This window comes from Microbacterium sp., assembly GCF_030149085.1.
GTDB lineage: Bacteria > Actinomycetota > Actinomycetes > Actinomycetales > Microbacteriaceae > Microbacterium.
The window spans coordinates 1-24,188 of record NZ_JASBSF010000061.1; the positions used below are offsets into that span (position 1 = coordinate 1).

Consider the following 24,188-nt stretch of genomic DNA (forward strand, 5'->3'; position numbering starts at 1 on the left):
CGCCGACGCTGCACCGTACTTTCGCATCTTCAACCCGGAGCTGCAGGCCGCCAAGTTCGATCCCGACGGGGCCTACGTGGGCCGGTGGGCTCCTGAGCACACCGGTGTTGACGCACCGGAACCGATCGTCGACCTCAAGGCCACCCGCGACGCCGCCCTCGCCGCCTACGAGACGGTCAAGAGTTCACGCTGACTACCCGGCAAGGCTCGAGAGCGCGAGGGCACGAAAGACGTTCACCAGAGCGCACACCAGGAGAACGGCGGAAACGGGCGTCCAGAGCGCCCGCTCGATGCGGCTCCGCGAAATCCCGTTCATCGCCGTGGCGATCGCGAAGAGCGCGACGAGCACCCACAGCACGACGATCTGCCACGAATCGGGAACGGGCCCGGCAAGCGCGGGGATCGCGAGGGCAAGGAAGAACCACGCCACCAGCGCCCAGATCACTGCAGCGACGCCGCTGGAGACCCGCTGCGCCGGCGTGAGCGTCGCGGATGCGCCGCCGTACGCCGCTTTCCCCCACGGCACCCCCGCTGCGAGCGCGACCTGAAATCCGACGAGCACAATGAGCAGGACGACAGCGACCCAGGCCGCGACCGGAGCGAGAGCTTCCATTGCGCGCTTCAGCGGTCGGGTTCGCCCGAGAGAAGCCCGCGCAGCCAGTCGCGGGCCTCGACGAACACGTCATCGGAGTACCGGTCGGGGTAACGGATGATCGCGTGGTCGGCGCGGGGGTAGGAGCCGAGGAAGATCACCTTGGGGCTGAAACGCCGCAGCCCCAGCAGAGCATCGGCCATGCGCTCGTCCATGATGTGCCCGTCGGCGTCGATCACGAATCGATAGCGGCCCAGGGCATCTCCGATGGGCCGGGAGGCAAGCAAGCTCAGGTTGATCCCGCGGGTCGCGAACTGCTCGAGCATCTCCAGCAGCGCACCAGGGTGATCGTCGGGCAGCTCGGCGATCAGCGAGGTCTTGTCGGCACCGGTCGGCTCGGGCGGCGCCACCGTCCGGCTGACGAGCACGAACCGCGTCACGGCCTCGGCGTTATCGCCGATCCCCTCCGCCAGAAGCTCGACGTCGAGGTGCTCCAGGATGCCGGGAGCGGCGATCGCGGCATCCGCATCAGAGGTGCCGTCGATGAGCCCGACAGCGCTCGCGACGTTCGATGCTGCAGGGATATGCGCATGGGCGGGCAGGGTCGCCGTGAGCCACCGCAGGCACTGGGCGTAAGCCACGGGATGCGCAGCCACCAGCGACACATCCTCGAGTCGCGTGCCGGGTCGGCCCACCAGCACGAACTCGACGGGAACGAGGTACTCGCCGACGATCCGCAGTCCGGGCATCGTCGCGAGGGCGTCTTGCGCGGTCGAAACCCCACCGTCGACCGAGTTCTCGATCGCGATCATCGCGGCATCCGAGCGGCCCTCGACGACATCCGCGAGCGCTTCGCCGACGTTGCGCACCGGCCGCCAGTTCTGGCCGCGCGCCTCGGGCACCTGCGCGAGCGCTGCCTCGGTGAAGGTTCCCGCGGGCCCGAGGAAGCTGTAGGTGCGGCGGGTGTCGGGCACGGCCGTGCTCGCGTTGAAGGTCACGGCCACCCAGCCTAGACCGGGGTGTGCTCTGGCGGGGAGTCCTGGGGCGTGGCGGCCGGGCGTCGGCGATCACGGAACGCGCCGTAGAACATCCACACCGCGTAGCCGCAGAGGGCCGCGACCGCCAGGGGCAGCATCACGGCCCGCACCGGCCCGGTGAGCACGTAATTCACCCACCCGACCAGCGGCACCGAATACCAGAGTCGTCCACGGATCTGATCGGCGATCACGGGCGTGGAGTCCGCGACGTCGTTCGCATCCCCTCGCGTGACGAAGGCAGCGGTGCCATCGGCCGTGCTCTGCGCACCGATGACCCGGTGCGTGGCAACCTCGGCCTGACCCGACTCGAGCTGGAAGGTGATGATGTCACCAGTCCGAATCTCAGCCGGGTCGACCGGACGGGTGACGATGAGGGTTCCGACCGGCAGAGCGGGCTCCATCGACCGCCCCGTGATCGTATAGGCGGTCGCCCCGAAAACCGCGGGCACGACCACGACGACTGCCACCACCAGCGCGACCACGGCGAACAGGCCATAGGCGAGGCCGCGGCCGACGTACCAGCGCAGTGGACGGTCCCGGTCGGCCAGATGCCCCACCGGCGCTGGGATCGGCGTGGGCGCCGGGGTCGGCGCCGGATTCGGAGACGAGAGCGTCACGATTCCCGCCTCCGCATGCTCAGCGCGATCGCGCACGCAACCAGCCCACAGGCAACGACCCCGGCCGCCGCGGCGACCGTCACGACCGGCACCTCTCCGCCGGTCCCTCCCAGGGCCGACTGCGAGGTACCGCCGGGGAAAGCCGCGAGGATGTCAGGATTCACCGGGCACCCGCCCACGAGCGTGGGGACGCCGGTGTCGCTGAGATCGACCAGGATGTCCATCCTCAGCGCGGTGTCTTGCGCCGTCGTGAGGTCGGGCGCGAGCGACACCGTCAGCGGGATGCCGACCACGGCGCCCTCGGCGAGCACCGTCTGCGGTGCGAGTGCGCGGCAGGTCGGGATGCTCGAGAGGCTGACATCCTCACCGTCGGGCCCCGCGACCGCGGTCGAGGCGAGCAGCACCGGATCGGTGGATGCCGCGTTGCCGGCGTAGACCGCGACGACGGTGTTGCCGGGGCGAGCGGCACGGATGTAAAGGGTTGCGGTCGTGGAGGCGCCGGGCACCGGCATCCACGACGTCGGGAACACGGATGCCGGCGGCGTCGCCGACCATGTGACACCGTCGGTCGAGTACTCGACCGGGGCAGGCGGAGCAGCAGTGGGCACCGCGTCGGCGGCGTGCGCCGCGGTGGGGAGGACAAGCACCGCGGCGAGTGTGACCAGCACCGTGAGGACCATCCTGAGGAACGTCGCGACCGCGATCCGCGTCACGCACCCACCCCTCACCACGGTGCCACCTCCCCGCATACGACGTTGGGATACCACATGTCATTGACGAGCGTGGCCGTGAACTGGGCGACAGGCAGCGTTCCGCCTTGGATCACATAGAACGTGTAGGTCCCGAGCGGCAGCGGCGGGTCCACGTTCTGAAGATCGGAGGAGCCGAGTGTCGGACGCCCGTTGTTCCCCAATTCGTCACCCGAGAACGACTTCACGATCTGGCCCCAGACAGGGTCACCAGCGCGCACTGTGTACTCGACCGGCAGATAGGGCGCGCCGTCCGGTAGCAAGAAGTCGACGGCATCCTCATAGCCCACGTACCACGGGTCGGTTGTCGGTTCGCAGATGCCGACCGGCACGGGTTCATACTCCACGTGGACAGTCGCGTAGGCACTGGCGGTCGCCGACCATCCGCCCCGCTGCGCGTAGGGCATGAAGCTGACATACACCGACTTCCCGTCTGCCGACGCAGGAACACTCGCCATACTGACTCGCACACACACGAGCGCGGTGGCACCGTCCGCGAGCGCCGGAAGCGTCACGGCACCCCCGCTGACCTCGGTGTACGTGAGACCGTCACACGACGTCGCTGTCTTCGACGCAGCCCACGACGTGGTGACGATGCCCGCGATGTTGTGGCCAGGGATGATCCACGCAGAGGCGCTCCACTGTGGCGCTCCCGCCACGGAGCTGACGACGAACGCGACGTCGGCCTGCGTCGCGGCTCCCCCGACACTCGTCATCGTGGCCGAGGACGGGCCCGAGTTGGTGGCGGTGATCCCGAACGGGGCACCGGCAATCGACAGCGTCGCCGGGGCTGTTGCCCCCCAATATGCGGCGGCGGCGACCGGCGCACCGATGACGAGCGCTGCCGCTACACCGAGGACGGCCATCGGACGACCACGCCTCGCGGGATGATCCCCGCGCTTCGATCGTCGAAGTCTCACGGTTGCACTCCCGTCACGGTCAGCGTCACGGATGTCGTTGCGCTGACGCCCACGCTCGCTTCGAGTGGCAGCGACGCCGATGCGCACAGGGTGTAAGAATCGCCCGGATCCAGCGTGGCGAGCGTCGCCGTGGTGGACGTCAGCGGCGTCCCCGGCTGGCAGTCTCCCTGCACCAGCCCCACGTTGATCACAAGGGCCTCGGCGAACGCGTCCGCGCTGACACGACTCACCGTAACCGCCAGGGGAACCGTGCCGGTGTTTTCCACGGCACCGTTGCCGAATCGCATAGAAGAACTACCGGGGTAGACGGCGCTCACCGTGCTGGACAGCCACACCGGCGCCGTCACCTCCAGCGACGCAGTGCCGGACGTGACGGTGATGCCCTCCGAAGCTTCCGCGTCGTTCCAGTACGCGAGGCTGCCCTGCGCCACCGAAACTCCGGCGACGAGCGCCGCCGTCGCAAGCAGGGCCCCGGTGAGCAGACGTCGACGGGGGCGACGGCTCTCGTTCATGGCATCCCTCACGACTCGCCCGCTCCACTCTCGTTCGCGACCTGTGTGATGAGCAGCTCTCCGGCAGCGACCGAGATCGTGCCGCCCTGCCCGGCGTTGTTCAGCGCGTCACCGCGCGCCCAGGTGAGCGTGAAGCTCAGCGTCAGCGTGCCGCTGCCGGTCACGTTCCACACGCCTGCGGTGCCCGAGGGCTCCGCGACACCGGTGATGTCTTCGGCCGTGACGACGTAGTTCGCGCCGGCCGGTTGGGTGATCGCCCCCGGGTTGAATTCGACCGTCGCGGCGAGGGAGTCCCCCTCCATCACGACGTCGAACTCCTGCGTGTAGGTCAGGGACGTGCCCGGGGCGGCGTGGAAGGCGGAGGTCACGGGGAGTCCCTCCGACGTCCATGCCGCGTCCCCCGCGCTCAGTTCGAGACCTCCCGTCTGGAAGGTCATCGCACCACCCTGTTCCTGCACCTCCCAAAACGCCATCGATCCGCTCCCGCCCAGGCACAGCGCACCCGCGACGCACAGCGCCAGAGCGCCGACGAGGATGCGCTTCATGGGGAGGCCTTTCGGGCAGGCGGGAGCGGGGAAGGCTTCGAGAGGGCGCGGATGCCTCGGATTAGACCGGCGGGGTGGAAGGCGTCGACATCGGCTCCGGGACCTGCTGAAGGGTGATCGTCGTGTTCGAGATATCGACGTGGCTGAACATCGCCCCGCCCTCCTGCACGTTCGATCCCTCCGGCCAGTCGATTGTGACGGTGACGATGAGGTCGCCAATTCCCGAGCCGGTGATGTTGTAGACACCGGGCGTGGTGGTCTCTTGCACCCCGACTCCGGAACCAGGCTTAGCGGTCAGCGTGTAGCTGACGTTGAGCGCCGCATTCACCCCAGCGGTCGTGTCGAGGCCGTCGGGGCCATCGGTGGCGGTCAATGTCCCCATCTCGGGCGTCACGCTCACGAAGAGGTTGGTACCACCCATCTCGATGCGCTCTTCCTCGGTGTAGACCAGCGTGTCTCCCGGGACGACACGAATATTGCTGAAGTCCTCGTTGCTCGGCAGCGTCTCACCGTTGACGGTCCACGTCTTCGCGCGACCTGCCTGCATCGTCAGCCAACCGGTCTGAAAGTTGATTGCCCCGCCGTCTTGCTGCACCTGCCAGTAAGCGAGCGAACCCGCACCGCCCATGAGAAGCGCACCCGCGACGCCCACCGCGATCGTGCCCTTCACCGCCTTGTTCATCTTTTTCATGAGGAGCCTCTTTCGTGAGTGTGTGTTGCGTTGTCAAAACCCACGACAGACGCTACGAACACCGGATGCCTCGCCGACGGCGCTTCTCCCACCGGCTCCAGTGGTTTCTCATGCGACGCCCGCTCCGCGGTCAGTCCACGTCAGAATCAGCGTCGAGAGCACGCTCGGGATCACCGTCAGGCTCCACGTCTCGATCGAGCTGGCGCGAGGCGACACGGACGATCCCGATCACGGCGACCAGCAGCCATCCGGCGATCACCAGCGCGATCGCGACGATCCACCCAGACTCCATTCGGCAGAGGCTACGTGGGCTCCGGCCGGGCTCGAGGTCACTTCAGCCCCCGAGGTCGGTGGTTCTACCGTCGACGGTGACCGTCGCGAGCCGTCCACGATCGGCGGGCAGCAATCGTCCGACGAACTGCGCGCGCGTGGATGCCAGTAAAGACGTCATCTCGCGTGCGAGGTCGTCGAGGTCGGTGTCCACGATCGGCGCGTCGCTGTCGTCGAGCAGCACGACATCCACACCCCGCTCGCGGGCGGCGCGCACCGCCTCGACGAGGGGCGAGCGCGCGAGAGCACCGGCCCGGTATTCGTCGCGCAGTTCGCCATCCAGCGCGAGGCACCGACGCTGCTCGTCGATACTCAACGGCTCACCTCGGGCGATCATCCGCAGCGTCGGCGCGATGCGCTCTTCCAGAGCCGCAGCGCGTTCTTCGACCTCGGCGCGCGAGGCCGCCTCCCACGCGGTGCGGCGGGTCACGTCCACAGTGCGCGCGAGCAGCGCCCTGGTGCGATGCTGCATCCGGTCGACGGCGATCAGCAGTGCGGATGCCAACACGACGAGCACCACCGGGCGCAGTGCGACGTTCGCCAGCAGCGCGAGCGGCGCTCCCTCGGCGATCCCCGCGACCACGACGACGGCGACAAGTCCCGCCAGTCCCATCAGCGCGGCTCCCGCACGCGAGCGGAGGGCGAGCGCGACGAGCAGAAAAGCGGCCGCGGTGACGAACCACATGTCGGCGTACGTGAACGGCACGAGCGTGGCGCCGATCACAACGGTCGCCACCGTGCTCACGACGAAGACGAGCGCGCGCGCAGGGCTCGGCAGGTTCGTCTTCGAGAAGCGCAGAATCTCAGAGGACGCAAGCACGCCGAGCAGAATCAGGATCGGTGCCCACCAGCCTGCGCCGATCGATGATCCTGCGGCCGGGCCGACAGACAGTGCAGCGAGCGCGACGGCGAGCGCACTGGCGGCCTGTCCCGCGACGAAGATCACGGCAATCGCGACGAGTCCGCGCTCAAGGGCCCGCTGATCGCCCGCCGCCAGCGCAGCGGAGGGGCGGGCCTCGGCGCGTCCCATCGCCTGCCAGCCCAAAACGACGCGCGTGCCCGCGCCGGGCCGCGAGTCCACCTGCGCGTAGCCACCGGGTACGTCACGCACCCGCTGCTCGATACTCACCCGCACGCCCAACCGGTCGTCGCGCAGTGCCGCGCGGTCGAACCCGACGCCGTCGTCGACGACCTCGATCTCGATGCGTTCCGGGGTGGCCGACAGGGTGAGTCGGATGTCTGCCCCCGCGCCCGCGTGTCGCGCGCTGTTGCGCAGTGCCTGACGGGTCGCGGCGACCAGCGCCTCGACCGCCACGCCGGGTACCTCACCGGGGTCGTCGGCCCGCACCTCGAACGCGACGCGGCTACGTCCCGCATCGAGTTCGCCACGAATCTCGGCGACGGCATCCGCGAGCGCCTCACGCAGGCCCGACCGCCCGTCATGGATCTCGTGGGTCAGCGCCGCCATCGCGCCTACCGCCGTCTTCGCCTGACGCGTGAGCGCCTCACGGGGCACCTCGATGCCCGATCCCGCGACGGCGAGGGTCGTCAGGACCTCGTCGTGCACGACCGCGGCCGCTCGCCGCCGCGCGGACAAACGGGCACGCTCAGCAGCCTCTTGCGCGCCGGTGCACGAGGCAGTGGATGCCGCGGCATCCAGCTCGCGACTGATCGAGAGCACATGCCCGCAGATGACGCAGATCACCGCCCCGGTCAGCGCGACCTGCGAGTCGTTGACGATGGTCTCGGCGCTCAACCCACCGATCGACAATCGGTAGACAAGGGTGCTGATGGTCGCGAAGGCGAGCGTCGCCCAGGCGACCCGCAGTCGCCCCACGAGCAGAGCCGCCGCGATCGCCGCGGCGCTCGGGGTGAGCATCCAGGGCACGTGGTCCACGCCGCCGGCCTGCAGCGCGGCGATCGGGAACGCGAGGATCATCGCGACGTAGACGGCCAGGCTCATGGTCGCGGCGGTCCGCAGCATCCGCTCGCCGAACCACGGCGCAAGCACTCCCGACAGGATGAACGCGACGCTGGCGGCTCCGCCGATGGCGAGATACCAGCCCGGCAGGCCGCGCTCGACATCCCCGAGCAGTAGTCCCCACGTGATCGCGGCTGTCATCAGCGCGATGATCGCCGCGCTAACGGCGACGACTCGGCGTGCGGCGAGCTCGGAGGGGCCCACGCCCGGCGCTCCGCGAGTGCGCCTGCGCTCGATCCCGTCAGTCACGAATCGGTGCCGGGATCAGCCCGTCTTCGACGCTGCGCTGGTAGAGGTCGATCTTCGTGGCCGCGGGGCGACCGAGCTGCTGGTACACCGAACGGATGCGCTTGAGGTGATCGAGCACCGTGTTCTCGCTGACGAACAAGCGCTCGCCGACCTCCTTCGCTCCCAGTCCCGAGGCGTATGCCGACAGCACCTCGCGCTCGCGGGATGTCAGAGGCGCAGCCTTCAACAGCGGATCGGTGTCGAGGGCCGACGCCCATTCACTCGTCGCGACCATCTCGCCGCGGGCAGCCTGTTCGATCGCGCCCAGCAGTACCGGGCTCGGCGCGGCCTTTCGGACGATGCCGAGTGCCGCGGTGCGCGAGGCATCCCGCACGAGATAGGGGTTCTCGGCCGAGGTCAGCACGAGCACTTCGGCGCCCCAGCTGCGGACGGCCTCGACGTTCTCGCTCGGGCTCGAGCCGTCGCGCAAATTCAGATCGAGAAGCACCAGGTCGGCATCCGGCATCGGGCGGACGAGGTCTGCAACCGAGGCGACGTGGCGTTCGAAGACGAGATGCTCGGACGCATCGACCAGCCCGCGCACGGCGAGAGCGATCAACTCGTGGTCGTCGACGATCGCAGTGCGCGCGGGAACAGCCATGGAAAGAGTATCGCGCACACGCGCAAACCAGGCAGACTGGTGCCATGAGTCGCGCAGGATTGCCCGCCGAACCGTCCGACCTCATCGACATCGATGAGCTGACCAACGCGTACTACGACCTGAAACCGGATGTCTCGATCCCGGCGCAGAAGGTCGTGTTCGGCACGAGCGGCCACCGCGGCTCGTCGCTGAGTACGAGCTTCAACGAGGACCACATCCTCGCCACGACGCAGGCGATCGTCGACTACCGCGCGACACAGGGCATCTCCGGACCGATCTTCCTCGGTCGTGACACGCACGGGCTGTCCCTTCCCGCCGAACGCACGGCCATCGAGGTGCTCGTCGGCAACGCCGTCGAGGTGCTCGTGGATTCCCGCGACGCCTGGGTCCCGACCCCGGCGCTCAGCCACGCGATCCTCACCTACAACCGCGGTCGCGCGCTCGATGATCCGGCACGCGCCGACGGCATCGTGGTGACCCCGAGCCACAACCCGCCTCGTGACGGCGGCTTCAAGTACAACCCGCCACACGGTGGCCCCGCCGACACGGATGCCACATCGTGGATCGCCGCGCGCGCGAACGAGCTGATCGCCGCAGGCCTTGCGGGCGTGCACCGCACCCCGTTCTCGAACATCGACCGCTCGACGCTGGGCACGTATGACTTCCGCGACGGGTACGTGCGAGACCTGGTGAACATCATCGACCTCGACGCGATCCGACGCGCCGGCATCCGGATCGGCGCCGACCCGCTCGGTGGGGCATCGGTCGAGTACTGGGCGCTCATCGCCGAGATGTACGAGCTCGAGATGACGGTCGTCAACCCCGAGGTCGACCCGACGTGGCGCTTCATGACCCTGGACTGGGACGAGAAGATCCGGATGGACCCCTCCTCCCCCTCGGCGATGGCGTCGCTCGTCGCCAAGCGCCACGACTACGACATCCTCACCGGCAATGACGCGGATGCCGATCGCCACGGAATCGTGACCCCGGACGCGGGCCTCATGAACCCGAACCACTTCCTCGCGGTGGCGATCGACTACCTGTTCTCACACCGCGACGGATGGTCGAAGGATGCCGCGATCGGTAAGACGCTGGTGTCGTCGATGATCATCGATCGTGTCGCGGAGTCGCTTGGACGCACCCTCGTGGAGGTGCCCGTCGGCTTCAAGTGGTTCGTTCCGGGCCTCATCGACGGCTCGGTCGCCTTCGGCGGCGAGGAGTCCGCGGGCGCCTCGTTCCTGCGGTTCGACGGTGGGGTCTGGACCACCGACAAGGACGGCATCATTCTCTGCCTGCTGGCATCCGAGGTCCTCGCGGTGACCGGCAAGACCCCCTCGCAGCGGTACGCCGAGCTCGAGGCCGAGTTCGGAGCCTCCGTCTATCAGCGCGTGGATGCCCCGGCGACCCCGGCGCAGAAGGCGGCGCTCGCCAAGCTCTCCCCCGACGTGGTGACGGCGATCGAGCTCGCCGGCGAGCCCATCACGGCAAAGCTCTCGCACGCTCCCGGCAACGGCGCAGCGATCGGCGGACTCAAGGTGCAGACCGCAAGCGCGTGGTTCGCCGCGCGCCCCTCCGGCACCGAGGACGTCTACAAGCTGTATGCCGAGTCGCTGAAGGGCGAAGAGCACCTGCGCCAGGTGCAGGAAGAGGCGCGCGCGGTCGTGGCGGCAGCCCTTGCAGGGATCTGATCCCGCGGTTCCCAGCCTGCTCTGATCAGCGGGCACGGCGCCTGACCCGCGGCAGGAAGCTGGCGAGAACGCCCAGTGTCGAGCCGACGATCGTGTCGATGAGGCGCTCGAGCGCGACATCCAGCGACCCGATGTCGCCCGTGGCCGCGCCCGTCAGCAAGAGCACGAGCGGAGTGATGAGGATCAGCGCCAGTGCGTAGTTGCGCGTGATGAACAGTTCGATCAAGAACTGCAGCAGCCCGAGCACGACGGCGACCCACAGCGGGATCCAGGGCACGAAGGTGAAGGCCAAATAGAACGCCGCGCCCAGCACGGTGCCGACCATACGGTGGATGCCGCGCCCGATGATCTGCTCGCGCTCGACCGAGATCCCCACGACCACGACGCCCGCCGCGACGATCCAGTATGAGCGCACCGGGTCGATGATGATGCCCGCTGCCGCTCCGACCGCCGCGACCAGGACCGTGCGCGACAAGAGTGTCAGACCGCGTTCCTCCCAGGCAGGGACAGGCAGGAGTTCGCGCAGTGGCCGCCCGCCCTCGCGATGGCGCCGCAGGACGATCGGGGAGATCGACAACATATACGCGAAAAGGCATCCACCCGCGATCGCGGCCAGGAGGGGCAGAGTGTCGGTGCCCGGCTTCACAGCGACGACGTGCGCGACCATGCCGTACACGAGGATGAAGAACATCACGCCGGGCGGTCCGAGGCTGAAGCCGAAGACGAACACGGCGGCGAGCGCCGCAACGACGACGAGACCGATGAGCGTCGACGCGGTCGATCCGCCGAGAACTGCGCCGAGGGCCGCACACCCGAGCAGCCCGACGGCGACGAACGGCAGCACTTTGACACGCTCGATCGGCAACAACGCCGCGCCGTAGAGCGCGGTGAACGAGCCGACCGCAGCCAGGTAGCCGATGTGCGGATCACCGAACGCGATCGCGACGAGAATCGGGGCCATCAGCGCGATCGCCGCCTGGAGCGCGTGCGGCCAGCGCGGTCCGCCCGGCGGGCGCAACGTGATCAGGCTCTTCAGCACGTCTCGCATCGGCACAATCCTAGGGAGCGCGCGAGCAGGTCCACGGGCGGGGATCTCGTCACGCGCCGCCGCACGTGTTCGGGGACGCGCGGCGATGCTGTCGAATGGGGGAAGAATGGATCTCATGAGTTGGCTTGTCACCGGCGGTGCCGGCTACATCGGTGCCCATGTCGTCCGCGCGCTCGCCTCGGCGGGTCTGTCCCCCGTCGTGATCGACGACCTCTCCAGCGGGCACGCCGCCTTCGTCCCCGAGGGCGTGCCCTTTGTGAGGGCATCCATCCTCGACCGCGAGGCACTGGAAGCCACCATGCGCGAACACGGCGTCGAGGGCGTCATCCATGTCGCCGGTTTCAAGTACGCGGGCGTCTCGGTGCAGCGCCCCCTGCACACGTACGCGCAGAACGTCGAAGGTACCCGGGTCGTTCTCGAGGCGATGGCCGCGGCGGATGTCTCGAACATCGTCTTCTCGTCGAGCGCCGCCGTCTACGGCACTCCCGATGTGCCGCTCGTGACCGAAGACCTGCCCAAGCGCCCCGCGTCGCCCTACGGCGAGTCGAAGCTCATCGGTGAGTGGCTGATCGCCGACCAGGCCCGCGCGACCGCGGACTCGGCAGCCCCGCTGCGCCACACGTCGCTGCGCTACTTCAACGTCGTCGGCTCGGCGAATCCCACGGTCTATGACACGAGCCCGCACAACCTCTTCCCGATCGTGTTCGAAAAGCTCATCGCCGGCGAGACGCCGCGCATCAACGGCGACGACTACGACACCCCCGACGGCACGAACGTGCGCGACTACGTCCACGTCGGCGACATCGCCGCGGCTCACGTCGTCGCCGCGCAGCGCCTGGCAGCCGGCGAACCGGTCGAGGCCGCCTACAACCTCGGCTCGCAGAACGGGCTGAGTGTGAAAGAGATCATGGATGCCATGGCCCGCGTCACCGGCGTGGACTTCACGGCCGAGATCGGCCCCCGCCGCCCGGGCGACCCCGACCGCATCGTCGCCACCGGCGAGCTGGCGGCACGGGACCTCGATTGGCAGATGCGCTACACGGTCGACGAGATGGTGCGCACCGGCTGGGAAGCGCGCCAGAACGCGAGCTGAGCGCGCGGGACCGACAGCCTACGCGGACTCGCGCCAGATGACGGGCGTGGGGAGCAACTGCCCCGCGTCGGGGACGTCCTGGCCCGCAAGCTGAGCGAGAACCGTCGCTGCCGCCGCACGGCCCACTCCCTCGGCTGGCTGATGGACCGTTGACAGGGCGGGAACCGTCCGCCGCGCCCACGTGCTGTCATCGAACCCGACGACGCCGATATCGCGGGGAACCCGACGCCCGGAGGCCTTGATTGCCTCGATAGCACCCGCGGCCACGGCATCCGAAGCCGCGAAGACTCCCTCGATATCCGGCGCGCGCTGCAGCAACCGCGTCATACCGGCAACACCGTCGGCATAGGAGTACAGCTCGACCTGCTCGATGAGATCCGGGGCGAAGTCCTCTCCCATCGCATCGCGGAAACCCGCGAGGCGGTCGGCACCAGAGTCGCGGTCCAGGGCGGCGGCGATCATCCCGATACGACGGCGACCGGTCTGACGGAACCGCAGCGTGAGGGCGCGTGCCGCCCCTCTGTTATCCACTCCGACCCAGGCGGCATTGATGCCCGGCGGATGCCCGACGAAGGCCGCGGGAAGCGCGAGACGCTCGACGACATCCGTGATGGGATCCTCGTGGCGCGCAGAGACGATCACGACGCCGTCGACGAAGCCGCCGGACAGGTACCGGGCCACACGGTCGGTGTCGCGCACCGAGTCCACCACGAGACACACCATCTGGTAGTCGGCATCCGAGAGAGTCGCATTCGCACCGAGCATGATGCCACCGATGTTCGGGTCCTCCAGGAACAGCGCGTGCGGCTCGTGCACGATGAAGCCCACCGCCTGCGTGCGCTGGCGAACGAGGTTTCGGGCGGCGTTGTTGGGGACATAACCCACGTCTCGGATGGCTCGCTCGATCGCTTCGCGAGCGGCATCCGACACGTATCCACCGTTGAGAACCCGGCTCACGGTGCCCCGCGAAACGCCGGCTGCTCGGGCCACATCATGCACGGTGCTGCGACGCGGCGGAACCCCCGGATGAGCCATGGTCGACAGCCTATCGAGGGTCGGGACTTGACACTCGGGCGCCGCTCATGACAATCTGTGCACGTTCACACATTTTTGTCAGGGTTCTCTGAGACTCGAATGTGTGCACGTGCACAGATTCGCAAAGGAGCGCCACCGGATGCCCGCCGCCACCGTCGCCGACCTCGTCCCGACCCCGGGAGTGCTGTTCGGGTGCGACTACAACCCCGAGCAGTGGGACAGCGCCACCTGGCGCGAGGACATGGCGCTGATGCGCGACGCCGGCATCGACCTGGTCGCGATCAACATCTTCGGGTGGTCGGCCATCAATCCCGCCCCCGGCGTCTGGGACTTCACCGATCTCGACGCGATGATGGATCTGCTGCACGAGAACGGCATCCGCGTGAACCTCGGCACCGGGACCGCCTCACCCCCGCCGTGGCTGAGCGCCGCGCACCCCGAGACCCTGCCGATGGCCGTCGACGGAACCCGCCGCTACCCCGGGGGACGCCAGGCGTTCTGCCCGAGCTCACCGATCTATCGCGAGCACGCGGCACGCCTGGTCGAGACCGTCGCTGAGCGTTATGGCGCCCACCCCGCGCTGGCCCTCTGGCACGTCTCGAACGAGATCGGCTGCCACAACGCGCTGTGCTACTGCGACGAAAGCGCCGGCGCCTTCCGCTCCTGGCTGCAGTCGCGCTACGGAACCATCGACGCCCTCAACGCGGCGTGGGGAACCAACTTCTGGAGCCAGCGCTACACCGACTGGGCGCAGGTCCTGCCCCCGCGCGCGACGCTGTCGCTGCGAAACCCCGCGCAGTTGCTGGACTTCTCACGGTTCAGTTCGGACGCGGGGCTCGAGCTGTACCGCGCCGAGGCCGAGATCATCCGCCGACACAGCGCCGCCCCGGTCACGACCAACTTCATGGTCACCGCCCACATCCGCACGCAGGACTACTGGACCTGGGCTGGCGAGATGGATGTCATCGCCAACGACCACTACCTCGATCGGCGCCTCCCGGATCCCGCTGCCGAGCTGTCCTTCGCCGCCGACCTCACGCGAGGCTTGGCGGGTGGTGAGCCCTGGCTGCTCATGGAGACCTCGACGAGCGCCGTGAACTGGCAGCCATACAACCTCGCCAAAGCGCCGGGCGAAGTCGTCCGAAACGTGGCGAGCCACATCGCCCGCGGCGCCGATGGCATCTGCTTCTTCCAGTGGCGGGCCTCAGCCCAAGGCGCTGAGAAGTGGCCTCGGCCCCATCGCCGACCTCGTCCACGAGCTGGGAATGCAGTTCGGCCTCTGGTTCGAACCCGAGATGGTCAACCCCGACTCACAGCTGGTCCGGGAGCACCCGGACTGGATCCTGAGCCGCGACGCTGATCCCGCGCTCTGGCGCCATCAGCTTGTGCTTGATCTGACGCGCCCCGAGGCGTGGGAGCACGTCCTCGAACAGATGGATGCCGTCATCACGCGAACCGGCGTCGATGCCATCAAGTGGGACCACAACCGCGACCTGCACGCGGCCGTGTCGCGGGCGACGGGACGGGCGAGCGTGCACGCGCAGGTCGAGGCCGTCTACTCCCTCATGGATGAGCTGCACAGACGGCATCCGGCACTGGAGATCGAGTCGTGCGCGAGCGGCGGAGCCCGCGTCGACCTGGGCGTCCTTGAGCACACGCAGCGTGTGTGGGCATCCGACACCAACGACCCCATCGAACGGCAGGCGATCCAGCGCTGGACAGGGCTTCTGCTGCCCCCCGAACTGGTCGGCGCGCACATTGGCCCCGAGCGCGCTCACACGACCCACCGCAGCGCATCACTCGGGTTCCGGATGGCCACTGCCCTGTTCGGGCACGCCGGCATCGAGTGGGATCTCGCCGAGTGCACGGATGCCGAGCTCGACGCCCTCCGCGCCTGGAGCGCGCTGTATCGCGAGCTGCGGCCGCTGCTGCACGCCGGCACGACGGTGCGCGCCGATCTTCCCGGAGAGGCGAACCTTCTCCACGGCGTGGGGGCGCCGGATGCCGCTCATGCCGTCTTCGCCTGGGTGCAGCTGGCGACGGGCCCGGATGCCGCAGCGATGCGCATCCCGATACCGGGCTTGGATCCGGCATCCCGATACCTAATCCGCGAACGCGATGAGCTCACGAGCGCCGATCCGCACCAGGTGCTCTCGCCAGCGTGGCTGGACGGGCCGCTGTCGGCATCTGGCGCGATGCTGTGCGAGGCGGGGCTGCCTCTTCCGGTCATGAACCCTGGGAGCGCGCTCCTGCTGGAGTTCATCCGGGAACCCGCGTGACGCGGAGCGCCGACGCGCGTCAGGCAGGCTGCGCGAAGGGCGCGGCAGTGCTGCCGCGCACGACCAGCGGCGCCTCGATCACCGCGCGGGACCCGGCTTCTGCGCCGTCGAGCACCGCGGCTACCGCGCGCTGACCGAGCAGATCGAATCGCTGGCGCACCGTGGTGAGGGCGGGAGTGAAGTTCGCGGCATCCGCCACATCGTCGAATCCGACGACACTCAGTTGCTCGGGCACAAGGATGCCGAGCTCGGAGGCCGCCCGCAAGACGCCGAGCGCCATCTGATCGTTCGCAACGACAACCGCCGTCACAGGATCATGGGCGTCGGGGTTCGCGAGAAGCTGCAGGCCCGCCCGGTAGCCGGATGCCGAGTCCCACGCGCCGCGCAACAGCGCGCCCGGCTTCAGACCCGCAGCCGCGAGCGTCTCACGCCACCCGCGCTCACGTTCGGCTGCGGCGTACGACGACTCCGGCCCGGCAATGTGGGCGATGACACGATGCCCGAGTTCACGAAGGTGCGCCGTCGCGGCTGCTGAACCGGCAGCGTGGGCGGTTTCCACCCCCGCGTATCGGTCGTCAGGCGGTGAATCGACCACAGCCAGCCGCAGGTCGGTGGGCAACTCGCTCTGACGAAGAAGCGCCGAGGCCTCATTGACGACGATTGCCCCATCCACGCCCTGATCGCGGAGCCGCTCGAAGGCCTCGGCTGGGCCACCCTCGCCGATACGTGCGACGGCGACGGCATAGCCACGCGCAGAGGCCTCGACGACGACGGCCTCGAGCAGCATGGAGTTACCGACCGTGGCGAGGGTCGACACGACGGCCCCGACGACGCCGGTGCGGCCGGTGCGCAACGCCCGGGCTGCCCGGTGGACTCGATAGCCGGCCTGGGCCATGGCTGCCTCGACACGAGCGCGCGTCGCGGGGTCCACGCGCGGGCTACCGTTGGCAACCCGCGATACGGTCTGCGTCGACACGCCGGCCAGTTCTGCGACATCGGCCATGGATGCACGTCGTTGCTGGGTCATTGGGCCCTCCGATGTTGACGATATCACGGCCGAGCATTAGCGTGTTATCGTGAACATGCTTCGGGAACCGATAGCCCTCGGCGCCGGCGTCGTCAGACGCGACACCACGCTGGCTGATGGGCGAGACCTCTTCTATTACGACGATCCCGATACGACACTCGGTGCCGATCGCGGAATCGATCAGCGAGCACTCGATCCGCGCCCGGCAACAGCCACGATGCGCCAGGACATCCTGACCGGTGACTGGATCTCGATCGCCGCCGCGCGGCAGAACCGCGCCTTCCTGCCGCCGGCAGAGCTAGATCCCCTCGCCCCGCAGACGCCGACGAATCCGTCCGAGATCCCGTCGCGCTACGACGTTGCGGTCTTCGAGAACCGCTCGCCCTCGTTTGGCCCGGCCCTCACCGAGGCTCACGGCGACGCACCGGAAGCATCGAACCCGCCCCGCGGTCTCGATGATCTCGATGCCCTCGGCCTCGGCAGCGTGCGCACCTCCGTCGGCCGCTGCGAGGTCGTCTGCTTCAGCCCCGAGCACACCGGATCGTTCGGAACCCAGTCGGTCACCCGCGCCCGCACCGTCATCGAAGCGTGGGCGGATCGCACCGCCGCCCTGTCTGCCCTCCCGGGCGTCGAGCAGGTGTTCCCGTTCGAGAACCGCGGTGAGGCTATCGGGGTCACTCTGCCCCACCCGCACGGCCAGATCTACGCCTACCCGTATGTCACCCCGCGTACTCGTCGTCTGCTCGAGAACATCTCGCGCACCTCTCCCGATCTGATGCAGCGCGTGCTCGACTTCGAGCGAGAGGGCGGTCGCGTCATCCTCGCCGGTGAGCACTGGACCGCCTACGTCCCGTTCGCCGCCCGCTGGCCGATCGAGGTGCACCTCATGCCGCACCGCCACGTCCCCGACTTCGCGGAGTCCACGGATGCCGAACGCGACGAACTCGCCGGCATCTATCTGCGTCTGCTGCGCGGAATCGACGCCCTCTACGAGACGCCGACTCCGTATATCGCCGCTTGGCACCAGGCTCCCGTGAGCGTCGCCCGCGACACCGTGCGGATGCATCTGGAGATCACCTCACCCCGGCGCGCCGCCGACAAGCTGAAGTTCCTCGCTGGCTCCGAGGCCGCGATGGGAGCGTGGATCGGCGACATCCCGCCCGAGGATGCCGCAGCGCGCCTGCGCGAGGCTGTCGAGGGGGTCCAGCTGTGAGCGCGATCGACCCGCAGGATGCTGCCCTGGCAGTCCTCGGCCACATGACAGATGCCGAACCCCTCGGCGTGTGGTCTGCTCCCGGGCGCGTGAACCTCATCGGCGAACACACCGACTACAACGACGGATTCGTGCTGCCGTTCGCGATCGATGCGCGCACGGCTGTCGCTGTCGCTGCGCGAACCGATGCCGTGCTGCGGGTGCGCTCGAGCTTCGACGACAGCGAGGCGTCAGTACAGATCGCCGACCTCGACACGCTGTTCAGGGGCCCCGCCCCGGCCTCGGTGCCCGAGTGGACGACCTACCCCCTCGGCGTCGCGTGGGCGCTGCTGCACGCGGCGCCCGACACGGCGCGGCCGCACGGGCTGGACCTCGCGATCGCGTCATCGGTTCCCGTGGGCGCCGGGCTGTCGTCATCCGCCGCCATCGAGTGCGCCGTCGCCGTGGCGTTGAACGAGCTGTGGGGCGCCGAGCTCAGCGCAAAGGACCTCGCGCGCGTGGGCCGTATCGCCGAGAACGATGCAGTGGGCGCACCGACGGGGATCATGGACCAGACCGCGTCAATGCTCGGCGAAGCCGATGCCGCGGTCTTCCTCGATTGCCGCACGCTCACCACCGAGATCGTGCCCCTGGGGCTGGAGGCAGCCGACCTCGAGGTCCTCGTGATCGACACTCTCGTGACCCACGCACATTCCACCGGCGGGTATCGCGAGCGCCGCGCATCGTGCGAACAGGGGGCGGCGGCGATGGATGTCGCGATGCTGCGCGATCTGGCCCCGGGCGACCTCGAGCGGGCGGCATCCGTCATGGACGAGGTGACCCTGCGCCGGGTGCGGCACGTCGTCACCGAGAACGCCCGCGTGCTCGAGACCGTTCGCGTCCTGCGCGAGTCCGGCCCGCGAGCCATCGGCGAACTCTTGCTGGCCTCGCACGCGTCAATGCGCGACGATTTCGAGATCTCGGTCCCCGAGCTGGACACGGCGGTAGAGGCGGCGATGTCGGGGGGCGCGATCGGCGCACGCATGACCGGCGGCGGCTTCGGGGGCGCGGCGATCGCCCTGGTCCCCCGCGACCTGCTGGACGCGGTGACGGATGCCGTGACCGCCGCGTTCTCGGCATCCGGGTTCCGCGCGCCGCGCATCTTCACCGTGCAGCCCTCGGTCGGCGCCCACCGCGACAGCTGACCGCAGCACGACAGTGACCGCTCCCCTCTCGCCGAGGTGGGCAGCGGTCACCGCGCCTACTGCTGCGGGGCGTTCGCCATCGCGATAAGGCCGTCGATCATTTCGGGGCTGACCTGATCGCCGGCCATCATCGACATCCGGCCGATGGGGAACGACATCATCATCTTGTCCATCGACACGCCCTCGGGCATGACGGACTCGAGATCATCCATCCCCGCCATCAGCTGCTGCATCGCCGCCTGCACCATCGCGCCGACGACCGGGTGCGCGATCACTTCGCCGAGCGACGATTCGCGCGACAGCGGGACCGCCACCGGGTCGCCCTCGACGGTCACCGTCGCCGAGCAGCGGATGTCGCGGCTCGATGCCCCGACCTCCACGGCGTACTCCCCACCCTCAACGACCCAGCCGTCGACACGGATGTCCCAGTAGGCGAGGTCCGCGCGGCGCACCGCGACCACGACCTCCCGGGACTCGCCGGCAGCGAGCGCCACCGATGCGAAGCCCTTCAGCTCGCGCACCGGGCGCTGCACCGCCGACCCCGGCAGCGAGGTGTAGACCTGCACGATCTCGCGACCGTCGCGCTGACCCGTGTTGGTCACGGTGACCGTCACTTCGAGGTCGCCGCTGTCGGTGATGCGGGCAGCGGCATCCGTGTACGAGAACGTCGTGTACGACAGGCCGTGACCGAACGGATACGCCACGTCGAGTCCCCGCGCGTCGTACCAGCGGTAGCCGACGAACAGACCCTCGCCGTAGCGGACGTGGCCGAATTCCCCCGGGAAGTCCAGGTACGCCGGAGTGTCCGACAGTCGCAGCGGAATCGTCTCGGTGAGCTTGGCCGACGGGTTCACGTCACCGAACAGCACGTCGGCAGTGGCCCCACCGCCGGCCTGACCGAGCAGCCACCCCTCGAGGATCGCGGGAACCTCGTTCGCGAACGGGAGAGCGACGACCCCACCGTTGGAGAGCACCACAACGACGTTCGGGTTCGCGGCACGGACGGCATCCAGCACCGCGAGCTGCTCGGCGGGCAGATCGATGTCGTCGCGGTCATAGCCTTCGGACTCAAGGCGCGCAGGCAACCCGAGGAACAGCACGACGACCTCGGCAGCGGATGCCGCAGCCACCGCCTCGTCGCGCAGGCGCACCGCCTCGGCATCCTCGACCTCGGCAGCAAGCGAGAACCCGGGAGCGTAGGCGACCTCACCGGTCGCGAGCGCGCGGATCTGCTCGATCGCCGTGTCCAGGCGGGTCGGGTTGATCAGCGATGAGCCGGCCCCCTGGTAGCGGGGCTTCTCGGCGAACGCGCCGACGACGGCAATGTTCGCATCCTTGGCCAGGGGCAGGATGCCGCCCTCGTTCTTCAGGAGCACGATCGAGCGGCCAGCAGCCTCGCGGGCGAGGGCATGGTGTGCATCGACGTCGAGGGGTCCTGCCACCGCGCCGGCCCCGGCCTGGGCCTTGCGAACAAGGTCGATGACACGGCCCGCAGCGATATCCAGCGCCGACTCATCGAGCTCGCCGGAGCTGACGGCGGCGACGAGCTCGGCATCCGTCCGCCCGTTCGAGGAGGGCATCTCGAGGTCGAGTCCGGCGGGAAGGCCCTTCACCCGCTCATTGACCGCACCCCAGTCCGACACGACGAGACCCTCGAAGCCCCACTCGTCACGCAGCACGCGCGTGAGCAGCCAGGGGTCCTCCGAGGCGTAGACCCCGTTGATCTTGTTGTACGAGCACATGACAGTCCACGGCTGGGCATCGCGCACGACCCGCTCGAACCCGCGCAGGTAGATCTCGCGCAGCGGACGCGGGTCGATATCGGAGCTTGCCCGCATCCGATCCGTCTCTTGGTTGTTCGCGGCGAAGTGTTTGAGCGAGGTGCCCACTCCCTGCGACTGGACACCCTTCACGAAGGCGGCGCCCAGAACTCCCGAGATCAGCGGGTCTTCGGAGAAGTACTCGAAGTTGCGACCGCACAGCGGCGAGCGCTTGATGTTGATGCCGGGCCCGAGCAGGACGGCCACATCCTCGATCGATGTCTCGGCGCCGAGGGCCTGACCGACCCGATCGACAAGCTCGACATCCCACGAGGAGCCGAGGCCCACCGCCGGCGGGAAGCACGTCGCCGGAACCGACGAGCCGAGGCCGAGGTGGTCACCGGTCCCCCCTTGCTTGCGCAGGCCGTGGGGTCCGTCGGTCACCATGATCGAGGCAATCCCGACCCGCTCGACCGGCTTGGTATGCCAGAAGTTCAGGCCGCTGGTCAGCGACGCCTTCTCTTCCAGGGTCAGATCGGCGACGGTCGCCTCGACGGCGGCGGTGTCGTTATCGGTCATGGGGGTTCCTTTCGCGGAGGGTCTGGTGGAGCCCCCGGGTCACGCCTCACCGAACAGGACCGTGATCTGCTGGGGCAGCAGGATGCCGGGAATCGCGCCCCACAGCATGAAGATCCCGAGGTTCGCGGGGATGACCCACCACATCAAGCGGCGCAGGCCCTTGAGCGGCGGGGGCGGGTCATCGGTGCCGGATGCCGACGCCATGAACGTGTTCTCGGTCATGGGCGCGGATGCTGCGACGAGCGCAGGATCGGCGGGGCTCAGTGGGGAATCAGACGGCGATGTCATGGCGCATACCCTTCGGGCGAGGACGGAGTCCGACGATGGACTCGACGAAAACCATATGACACTAGGTTTTGAAAAACAAGCATCATTGGGCACACTCGTTTCATGGCACAGCGAGGTTCATACGCCAAGGGCGTAGCCAAGCGCGAAGAGATCCTCGAACGCGCCCTCGACGTGATCGCGACAGAAGGCTACGACGGCGCAAGCGTCAAGCGCATCGCGGAGGCCGTCGGGCTCAGTCAGGCGGGGTTGCTGCACTACTTCGACAGCAAAGAGGAGCTGTTCACCGAAGTCCTGCGCAAACGTGATGAGCACGACGGTGAGGAGTTCGGCCTTCCGGATGGCAGATCCGGTGACGCCGCCGCGATCGATGTCGCCGTGATCCGCGAGAGCTTCCTGCGCGTCATCCGTCACAACACAGAGGTTCCCGGGCTCGTTGAGCTCTTCTCACGTCTTGCCGTCGAAGCCGCCAACCCCGAGCATCCCGCCCACGATTACTTTCTCGAGCGAGGCGCAGCGGTGCGTGATGGCTTTGCCCTGACGGCGCCGACTGGCCCCATGCCCCCGGATGTCTATGCCCGGATCCTCCAGGCAGTCGCTGACGGCCTCCAGCTCCAGTGGCTCGTCGACCCCACCGTCGACATGGCGGGCATTGTCGACCAGCTCCTCGCCACCCTGCAGCAGAAGCCCGCGTCAGCATCGTGACCAATCCCGCATCCCGACCGGCCCGCGAGGCACCCGTTGTCGAGACCACTGCCGGAGCAGTCCGGGGCCTGTGGCGGGATGATCCCGAGGCTCCATCTGCGGCATTCCTCGGCATTCCGTTCGCCCAGCCACCCGTCGGCGAGTTGAGGTTCGCAGCACCGGTTCCGGTCGAGTCGTGGATCGGCATCCGAGATGCGACGAGTTTCGGGGCGACTCCCCAGCGCGGTCCCGTCGCCGAAGTCACCCTGATCCCCGAGCCGTCGGTGCCCGGCGACTCGACCCTGAACGTCAACGTCTTCACGCCCCGTCCCGGCGACACCGCGGCACGCCTGCCGGTGCTCGTCTACATCCACGGGGGCGGGTACGTCTCGGGATCGCCGGCGAGCCCCTGGTATGACGGCGAGTCGTTTGCGCGCGGCGGGGTCGTGACTGTCGTGGTGTCGTATCGGCTCGGTTTCGACGGGTTCGGCCTCATCGACGGCGCACCGAGCAATCGCGGTGTGCGCGACTGGCTCGCGGCACTCGAATGGGTCCAGCGCGAGATCACGGCGTTCGGCGGCGACCCGGATGCTGTCACGATAGCCGGACAGTCGGCCGGCGGTGGCGCCGTGCTGACTCTTCTCGGGATGCCGGCTGCCCAGCACCTCTTCCACCGGGTATGGGCACTCTCACCCGCTCTCGGCGACGTGTCGCTCGAGCGGGCCGAGAAGGTTGCGGCGCAGCTCGCTGAGCTCGCCGGGGTCCCTGCCACACGCGACGGATTCGCGTCCGTCGATCCAGATGTGCTGATCGGGCTGCAGCAGAAGATCAGTGAGCGAGGCGGCACGCGACTGTCCAGCATCCGTGCTCTGCTCGCCGACGGGCTTCCGTGGGGGCCGATGATCGACGGCGACCTGCTACCGACCACGACACCGGAATCGATCGCCTCGGCCGTTGGCGCCGAGAAGGCGCTTGTCATCGGATCAACCGATGACGAGTTCACGATGATCACGGATGACGCGCGCACTAAGCTCCGGTTCGTTCCTGCTGCGGTAGCGCTCGGTGCCCTCGGCATGGATCGCCACACCCGGCGCGGCTACCTCGCCGACAACGCCGAGCAGCACCGGCTCGGCACGGCGGCCCTGCTCGGCCGCCACGTCTCCGACACCGTCTTTCGTCGCGGCGTGGCTCGGATCGCGGCAGCCCGTGCCGCGGCGCCGACGTGGGCGTACCGCTTCTCGTGGGCCTCAACCCGCATCGGGTGGGCCTGCCATTGCATCGACGTTCCATTCTGGTTCGACGTCCTCGACAGGGATCGCGTCGATGCACTCACCGGCGAGAGCCCGCCCCCGTCTCTGGCGCATGCCTTGCACGGCGCCGCGTCATCCTTCGTGCGGGCCGGCGACCCGGGATGGGCGAGCTGGTCGGAGGACCCCGGACGCACCCGCGT

General features: G+C 68.7%; 24 protein-coding genes and 1 pseudogene. 9 read left to right on the top strand and 16 right to left on the bottom strand.

Annotated features, from left to right (window positions below):
* A partial coding sequence (locus tag Q1V87_RS02440) for an FAD-binding domain-containing protein (protein ID WP_300590709.1) occupies window positions 1-193 on the top strand: 193 nt, incomplete at its 5' end.
* Here the strand turns inward: Q1V87_RS02440 and Q1V87_RS02445 are convergent.
* The 11 genes from Q1V87_RS02445 to Q1V87_RS02495 all read right to left on the bottom strand — a co-directional run bounded on the left by Q1V87_RS02445 (window position 194) and on the right by Q1V87_RS02495 (window position 8,863).
* Complete coding sequence (locus Q1V87_RS02445) at window positions 194-613, bottom strand: hypothetical protein (protein ID WP_300590710.1); 420 nt, start codon at window positions 611-613, stop codon at window positions 194-196.
* A gap of 8 nt (window positions 614-621) precedes the next feature.
* Entirely contained in the window at window positions 622-1,590 is a 969-nt protein-coding gene (gene pheA / locus Q1V87_RS02450; RefSeq protein ID WP_300590711.1) for a prephenate dehydratase, read from the bottom strand.
* 11 nt (window positions 1,591-1,601) lie between these two features.
* On the bottom strand, window positions 1,602-2,246 hold the full coding sequence (locus tag Q1V87_RS02455) for a signal peptidase I (protein WP_300590712.1): 645 nt from the start codon (window positions 2,244-2,246) through the stop codon (window positions 1,602-1,604).
* Window positions 2,243-2,959: a hypothetical protein gene (locus Q1V87_RS02460; RefSeq protein WP_300590713.1), complete on the bottom strand. Its 717-nt coding sequence runs from the start codon at window positions 2,957-2,959 to the stop codon at window positions 2,243-2,245. Before Q1V87_RS02460 ends, Q1V87_RS02455 begins: the two co-directional genes overlap by 4 nt.
* 11 nt (window positions 2,960-2,970) lie before the next feature.
* On the bottom strand, window positions 2,971-3,861 hold the full coding sequence (locus tag Q1V87_RS02465; RefSeq protein WP_300590714.1) for a hypothetical protein: 891 nt from the start codon (window positions 3,859-3,861) through the stop codon (window positions 2,971-2,973).
* Between the two features lie 50 nt (window positions 3,862-3,911).
* On the bottom strand, window positions 3,912-4,427 hold the full coding sequence (locus Q1V87_RS02470; protein WP_300590715.1) for a hypothetical protein: 516 nt from the start codon (window positions 4,425-4,427) through the stop codon (window positions 3,912-3,914).
* Window positions 4,428-4,435: 8 nt separating this feature from the next.
* Window positions 4,436-4,972, bottom strand: coding sequence for an alternate-type signal peptide domain-containing protein (locus Q1V87_RS02475; protein ID WP_300590716.1), 537 nt, complete (start codon window positions 4,970-4,972; stop codon window positions 4,436-4,438).
* A 61-nt stretch (window positions 4,973-5,033) separates the two neighbouring features.
* Entirely contained in the window at window positions 5,034-5,663 is a 630-nt protein-coding gene (locus Q1V87_RS02480; protein ID WP_300590717.1) for an alternate-type signal peptide domain-containing protein, read from the bottom strand.
* Between the two features lie 130 nt (window positions 5,664-5,793).
* Window positions 5,794-5,955 carry a hypothetical protein gene (locus Q1V87_RS02485; protein WP_300590718.1) on the bottom strand — a complete coding sequence of 54 codons (162 nt, stop codon included), beginning with the start codon at window positions 5,953-5,955 and terminating at the stop codon, window positions 5,794-5,796.
* A gap of 42 nt (window positions 5,956-5,997) precedes the next feature.
* The gene (locus Q1V87_RS02490; RefSeq protein WP_300590719.1) at window positions 5,998-8,223 is read right to left on the bottom strand and encodes an ATP-binding protein; all 2,226 of its coding nucleotides are present in this window, start codon (window positions 8,221-8,223) and stop codon (window positions 5,998-6,000) included.
* Window positions 8,216-8,863 (bottom strand): response regulator transcription factor, encoded by a 648-nt coding sequence (locus Q1V87_RS02495; RefSeq protein ID WP_300590720.1) that lies wholly within the window; start codon window positions 8,861-8,863, stop codon window positions 8,216-8,218. The genes Q1V87_RS02490 and Q1V87_RS02495 overlap by 8 nt, the downstream gene beginning before the upstream one ends.
* A 44-nt stretch (window positions 8,864-8,907) precedes the next feature.
* Here Q1V87_RS02495 and pgm point away from each other — a divergent pair, with 44 nt between their 5' ends.
* Entirely contained in the window at window positions 8,908-10,551 is a 1,644-nt protein-coding gene (pgm, locus tag Q1V87_RS02500; RefSeq protein WP_300590721.1) for a phosphoglucomutase (alpha-D-glucose-1,6-bisphosphate-dependent), read from the top strand.
* A gap of 25 nt (window positions 10,552-10,576) precedes the next feature.
* Here pgm and Q1V87_RS02505 read toward each other — a convergent pair whose 3' ends face one another.
* On the bottom strand, window positions 10,577-11,599 hold the full coding sequence (locus Q1V87_RS02505; RefSeq protein WP_300590722.1) for an FUSC family protein: 1,023 nt from the start codon (window positions 11,597-11,599) through the stop codon (window positions 10,577-10,579).
* Window positions 11,600-11,714: 115 nt separating this feature from the next.
* Here Q1V87_RS02505 and galE point away from each other — a divergent pair, with 115 nt between their 5' ends.
* Window positions 11,715-12,692 (top strand): UDP-glucose 4-epimerase GalE, encoded by a 978-nt coding sequence (gene galE, locus Q1V87_RS02510; protein WP_300590723.1) that lies wholly within the window; start codon window positions 11,715-11,717, stop codon window positions 12,690-12,692.
* An 18-nt stretch (window positions 12,693-12,710) separates the two neighbouring features.
* On the opposite strand, the gene Q1V87_RS02515 is transcribed toward galE, so the two are convergent.
* Window positions 12,711-13,727, bottom strand: coding sequence for a LacI family DNA-binding transcriptional regulator (locus Q1V87_RS02515; RefSeq protein ID WP_300590724.1), 1,017 nt, complete (start codon window positions 13,725-13,727; stop codon window positions 12,711-12,713).
* A 139-nt stretch (window positions 13,728-13,866) separates the two neighbouring features.
* Here Q1V87_RS02515 and Q1V87_RS02520 point away from each other — a divergent pair.
* Together Q1V87_RS02520 and Q1V87_RS02525 are read left to right on the top strand one after the other, a co-directional pair.
* A pseudogene (locus Q1V87_RS02520) lies at window positions 13,867-14,955 on the top strand (beta-galactosidase); the annotation flags it as partial.
* Between the two features lie 37 nt (window positions 14,956-14,992).
* On the top strand, window positions 14,993-16,006 hold the full coding sequence (locus Q1V87_RS02525; RefSeq protein ID WP_300590725.1) for an alpha-galactosidase: 1,014 nt from the start codon (window positions 14,993-14,995) through the stop codon (window positions 16,004-16,006).
* A gap of 19 nt (window positions 16,007-16,025) precedes the next feature.
* Here the strand turns inward: Q1V87_RS02525 and Q1V87_RS02530 are convergent, their stop codons facing one another.
* Window positions 16,026-17,009: a substrate-binding domain-containing protein gene (locus Q1V87_RS02530; protein WP_300590726.1), complete on the bottom strand. Its 984-nt coding sequence runs from the start codon at window positions 17,007-17,009 to the stop codon at window positions 16,026-16,028.
* A 79-nt stretch (window positions 17,010-17,088) separates the two neighbouring features.
* Here Q1V87_RS02530 and galT point away from each other — a divergent pair, with 79 nt between their 5' ends.
* On the top strand, window positions 17,089-18,246 hold the full coding sequence (galT, locus tag Q1V87_RS02535) for a galactose-1-phosphate uridylyltransferase (RefSeq protein WP_300590731.1): 1,158 nt from the start codon (window positions 17,089-17,091) through the stop codon (window positions 18,244-18,246).
* Between the two features lie 44 nt (window positions 18,247-18,290).
* Entirely contained in the window at window positions 18,291-19,430 is a 1,140-nt protein-coding gene (gene galK / locus Q1V87_RS02540) for a galactokinase (protein ID WP_300590732.1), read from the top strand.
* Window positions 19,431-19,486: 56 nt separating this feature from the next.
* Here the strand turns inward: galK and Q1V87_RS02545 are convergent, their stop codons facing one another.
* A complete protein-coding gene (locus Q1V87_RS02545; protein WP_300590727.1) occupies window positions 19,487-21,769 on the bottom strand; it encodes a glycoside hydrolase family 3 C-terminal domain-containing protein in 2,283 nt (760 codons plus the stop codon).
* 39 nt (window positions 21,770-21,808) lie between these two features.
* A complete protein-coding gene (locus Q1V87_RS02550) occupies window positions 21,809-22,057 on the bottom strand; it encodes a hypothetical protein (RefSeq protein ID WP_300590728.1) in 249 nt (82 codons plus the stop codon).
* A 102-nt stretch (window positions 22,058-22,159) separates the two neighbouring features.
* Here Q1V87_RS02550 and Q1V87_RS02555 point away from each other — a divergent pair, with 102 nt between their 5' ends.
* Window positions 22,160-22,759, top strand: a complete 600-nt coding sequence (locus Q1V87_RS02555; RefSeq protein ID WP_300590729.1) for a TetR/AcrR family transcriptional regulator — start codon at window positions 22,160-22,162, stop codon at window positions 22,757-22,759.
* Window positions 22,756-24,188 (top strand): carboxylesterase family protein (locus Q1V87_RS02560; protein WP_300590730.1); only part of this gene is annotated, 1,433 nt, incomplete at its 3' end. The genes Q1V87_RS02555 and Q1V87_RS02560, both read left to right, overlap by 4 nt.

What these genes read in the sequence shown, in the direction of transcription:
- Q1V87_RS02445 (WP_300590710.1), bottom strand. Translation starts at nt 613, where the DNA reads ATGGAAGCTCTCGCTCCGGTCGCGGCCTGGGTCGCTGTCGTCCTGCTC.
- Q1V87_RS02465 (WP_300590714.1), bottom strand. Translation starts at nt 3,861, where the DNA reads ATGGCCGTCCTCGGTGTAGCGGCAGCGCTCGTCATCGGTGCGCCGGTC.
- Q1V87_RS02470 (WP_300590715.1), bottom strand. Translation starts at nt 4,427, where the DNA reads ATGAACGAGAGCCGTCGCCCCCGTCGACGTCTGCTCACCGGGGCCCTG.
- Q1V87_RS02475 (WP_300590716.1), bottom strand. Translation starts at nt 4,972, where the DNA reads ATGAAGCGCATCCTCGTCGGCGCTCTGGCGCTGTGCGTCGCGGGTGCG.
- Q1V87_RS02480 (WP_300590717.1), bottom strand. Translation starts at nt 5,663, where the DNA reads ATGAAAAAGATGAACAAGGCGGTGAAGGGCACGATCGCGGTGGGCGTC.
- Q1V87_RS02485 (WP_300590718.1), bottom strand. Translation starts at nt 5,955, where the DNA reads ATGGAGTCTGGGTGGATCGTCGCGATCGCGCTGGTGATCGCCGGATGG.
- Q1V87_RS02495 (WP_300590720.1), bottom strand. Translation starts at nt 8,863, where the DNA reads ATGGCTGTTCCCGCGCGCACTGCGATCGTCGACGACCACGAGTTGATC.
- pgm (WP_300590721.1), top strand. Translation starts at nt 8,908, where the DNA reads ATGAGTCGCGCAGGATTGCCCGCCGAACCGTCCGACCTCATCGACATC.
- Q1V87_RS02505 (WP_300590722.1), bottom strand. Translation starts at nt 11,599, where the DNA reads ATGCGAGACGTGCTGAAGAGCCTGATCACGTTGCGCCCGCCGGGCGGA.
- galE (WP_300590723.1), top strand. Translation starts at nt 11,715, where the DNA reads ATGAGTTGGCTTGTCACCGGCGGTGCCGGCTACATCGGTGCCCATGTC.
- Q1V87_RS02515 (WP_300590724.1), bottom strand. Translation starts at nt 13,727, where the DNA reads ATGGCTCATCCGGGGGTTCCGCCGCGTCGCAGCACCGTGCATGATGTG.
- Q1V87_RS02525 (WP_300590725.1), top strand. Translation starts at nt 14,993, where the DNA reads ATGCAGTTCGGCCTCTGGTTCGAACCCGAGATGGTCAACCCCGACTCA.
- Q1V87_RS02530 (WP_300590726.1), bottom strand. Translation starts at nt 17,009, where the DNA reads ATGGCCGATGTCGCAGAACTGGCCGGCGTGTCGACGCAGACCGTATCG.
- galT (WP_300590731.1), top strand. Translation starts at nt 17,089, where the DNA reads ATGCTTCGGGAACCGATAGCCCTCGGCGCCGGCGTCGTCAGACGCGAC.
- galK (WP_300590732.1), top strand. Translation starts at nt 18,291, where the DNA reads ATGACAGATGCCGAACCCCTCGGCGTGTGGTCTGCTCCCGGGCGCGTG.
- Q1V87_RS02545 (WP_300590727.1), bottom strand. Translation starts at nt 21,769, where the DNA reads ATGACCGATAACGACACCGCCGCCGTCGAGGCGACCGTCGCCGATCTG.
- Q1V87_RS02550 (WP_300590728.1), bottom strand. Translation starts at nt 22,057, where the DNA reads ATGACATCGCCGTCTGATTCCCCACTGAGCCCCGCCGATCCTGCGCTC.
- Q1V87_RS02555 (WP_300590729.1), top strand. Translation starts at nt 22,160, where the DNA reads ATGGCACAGCGAGGTTCATACGCCAAGGGCGTAGCCAAGCGCGAAGAG.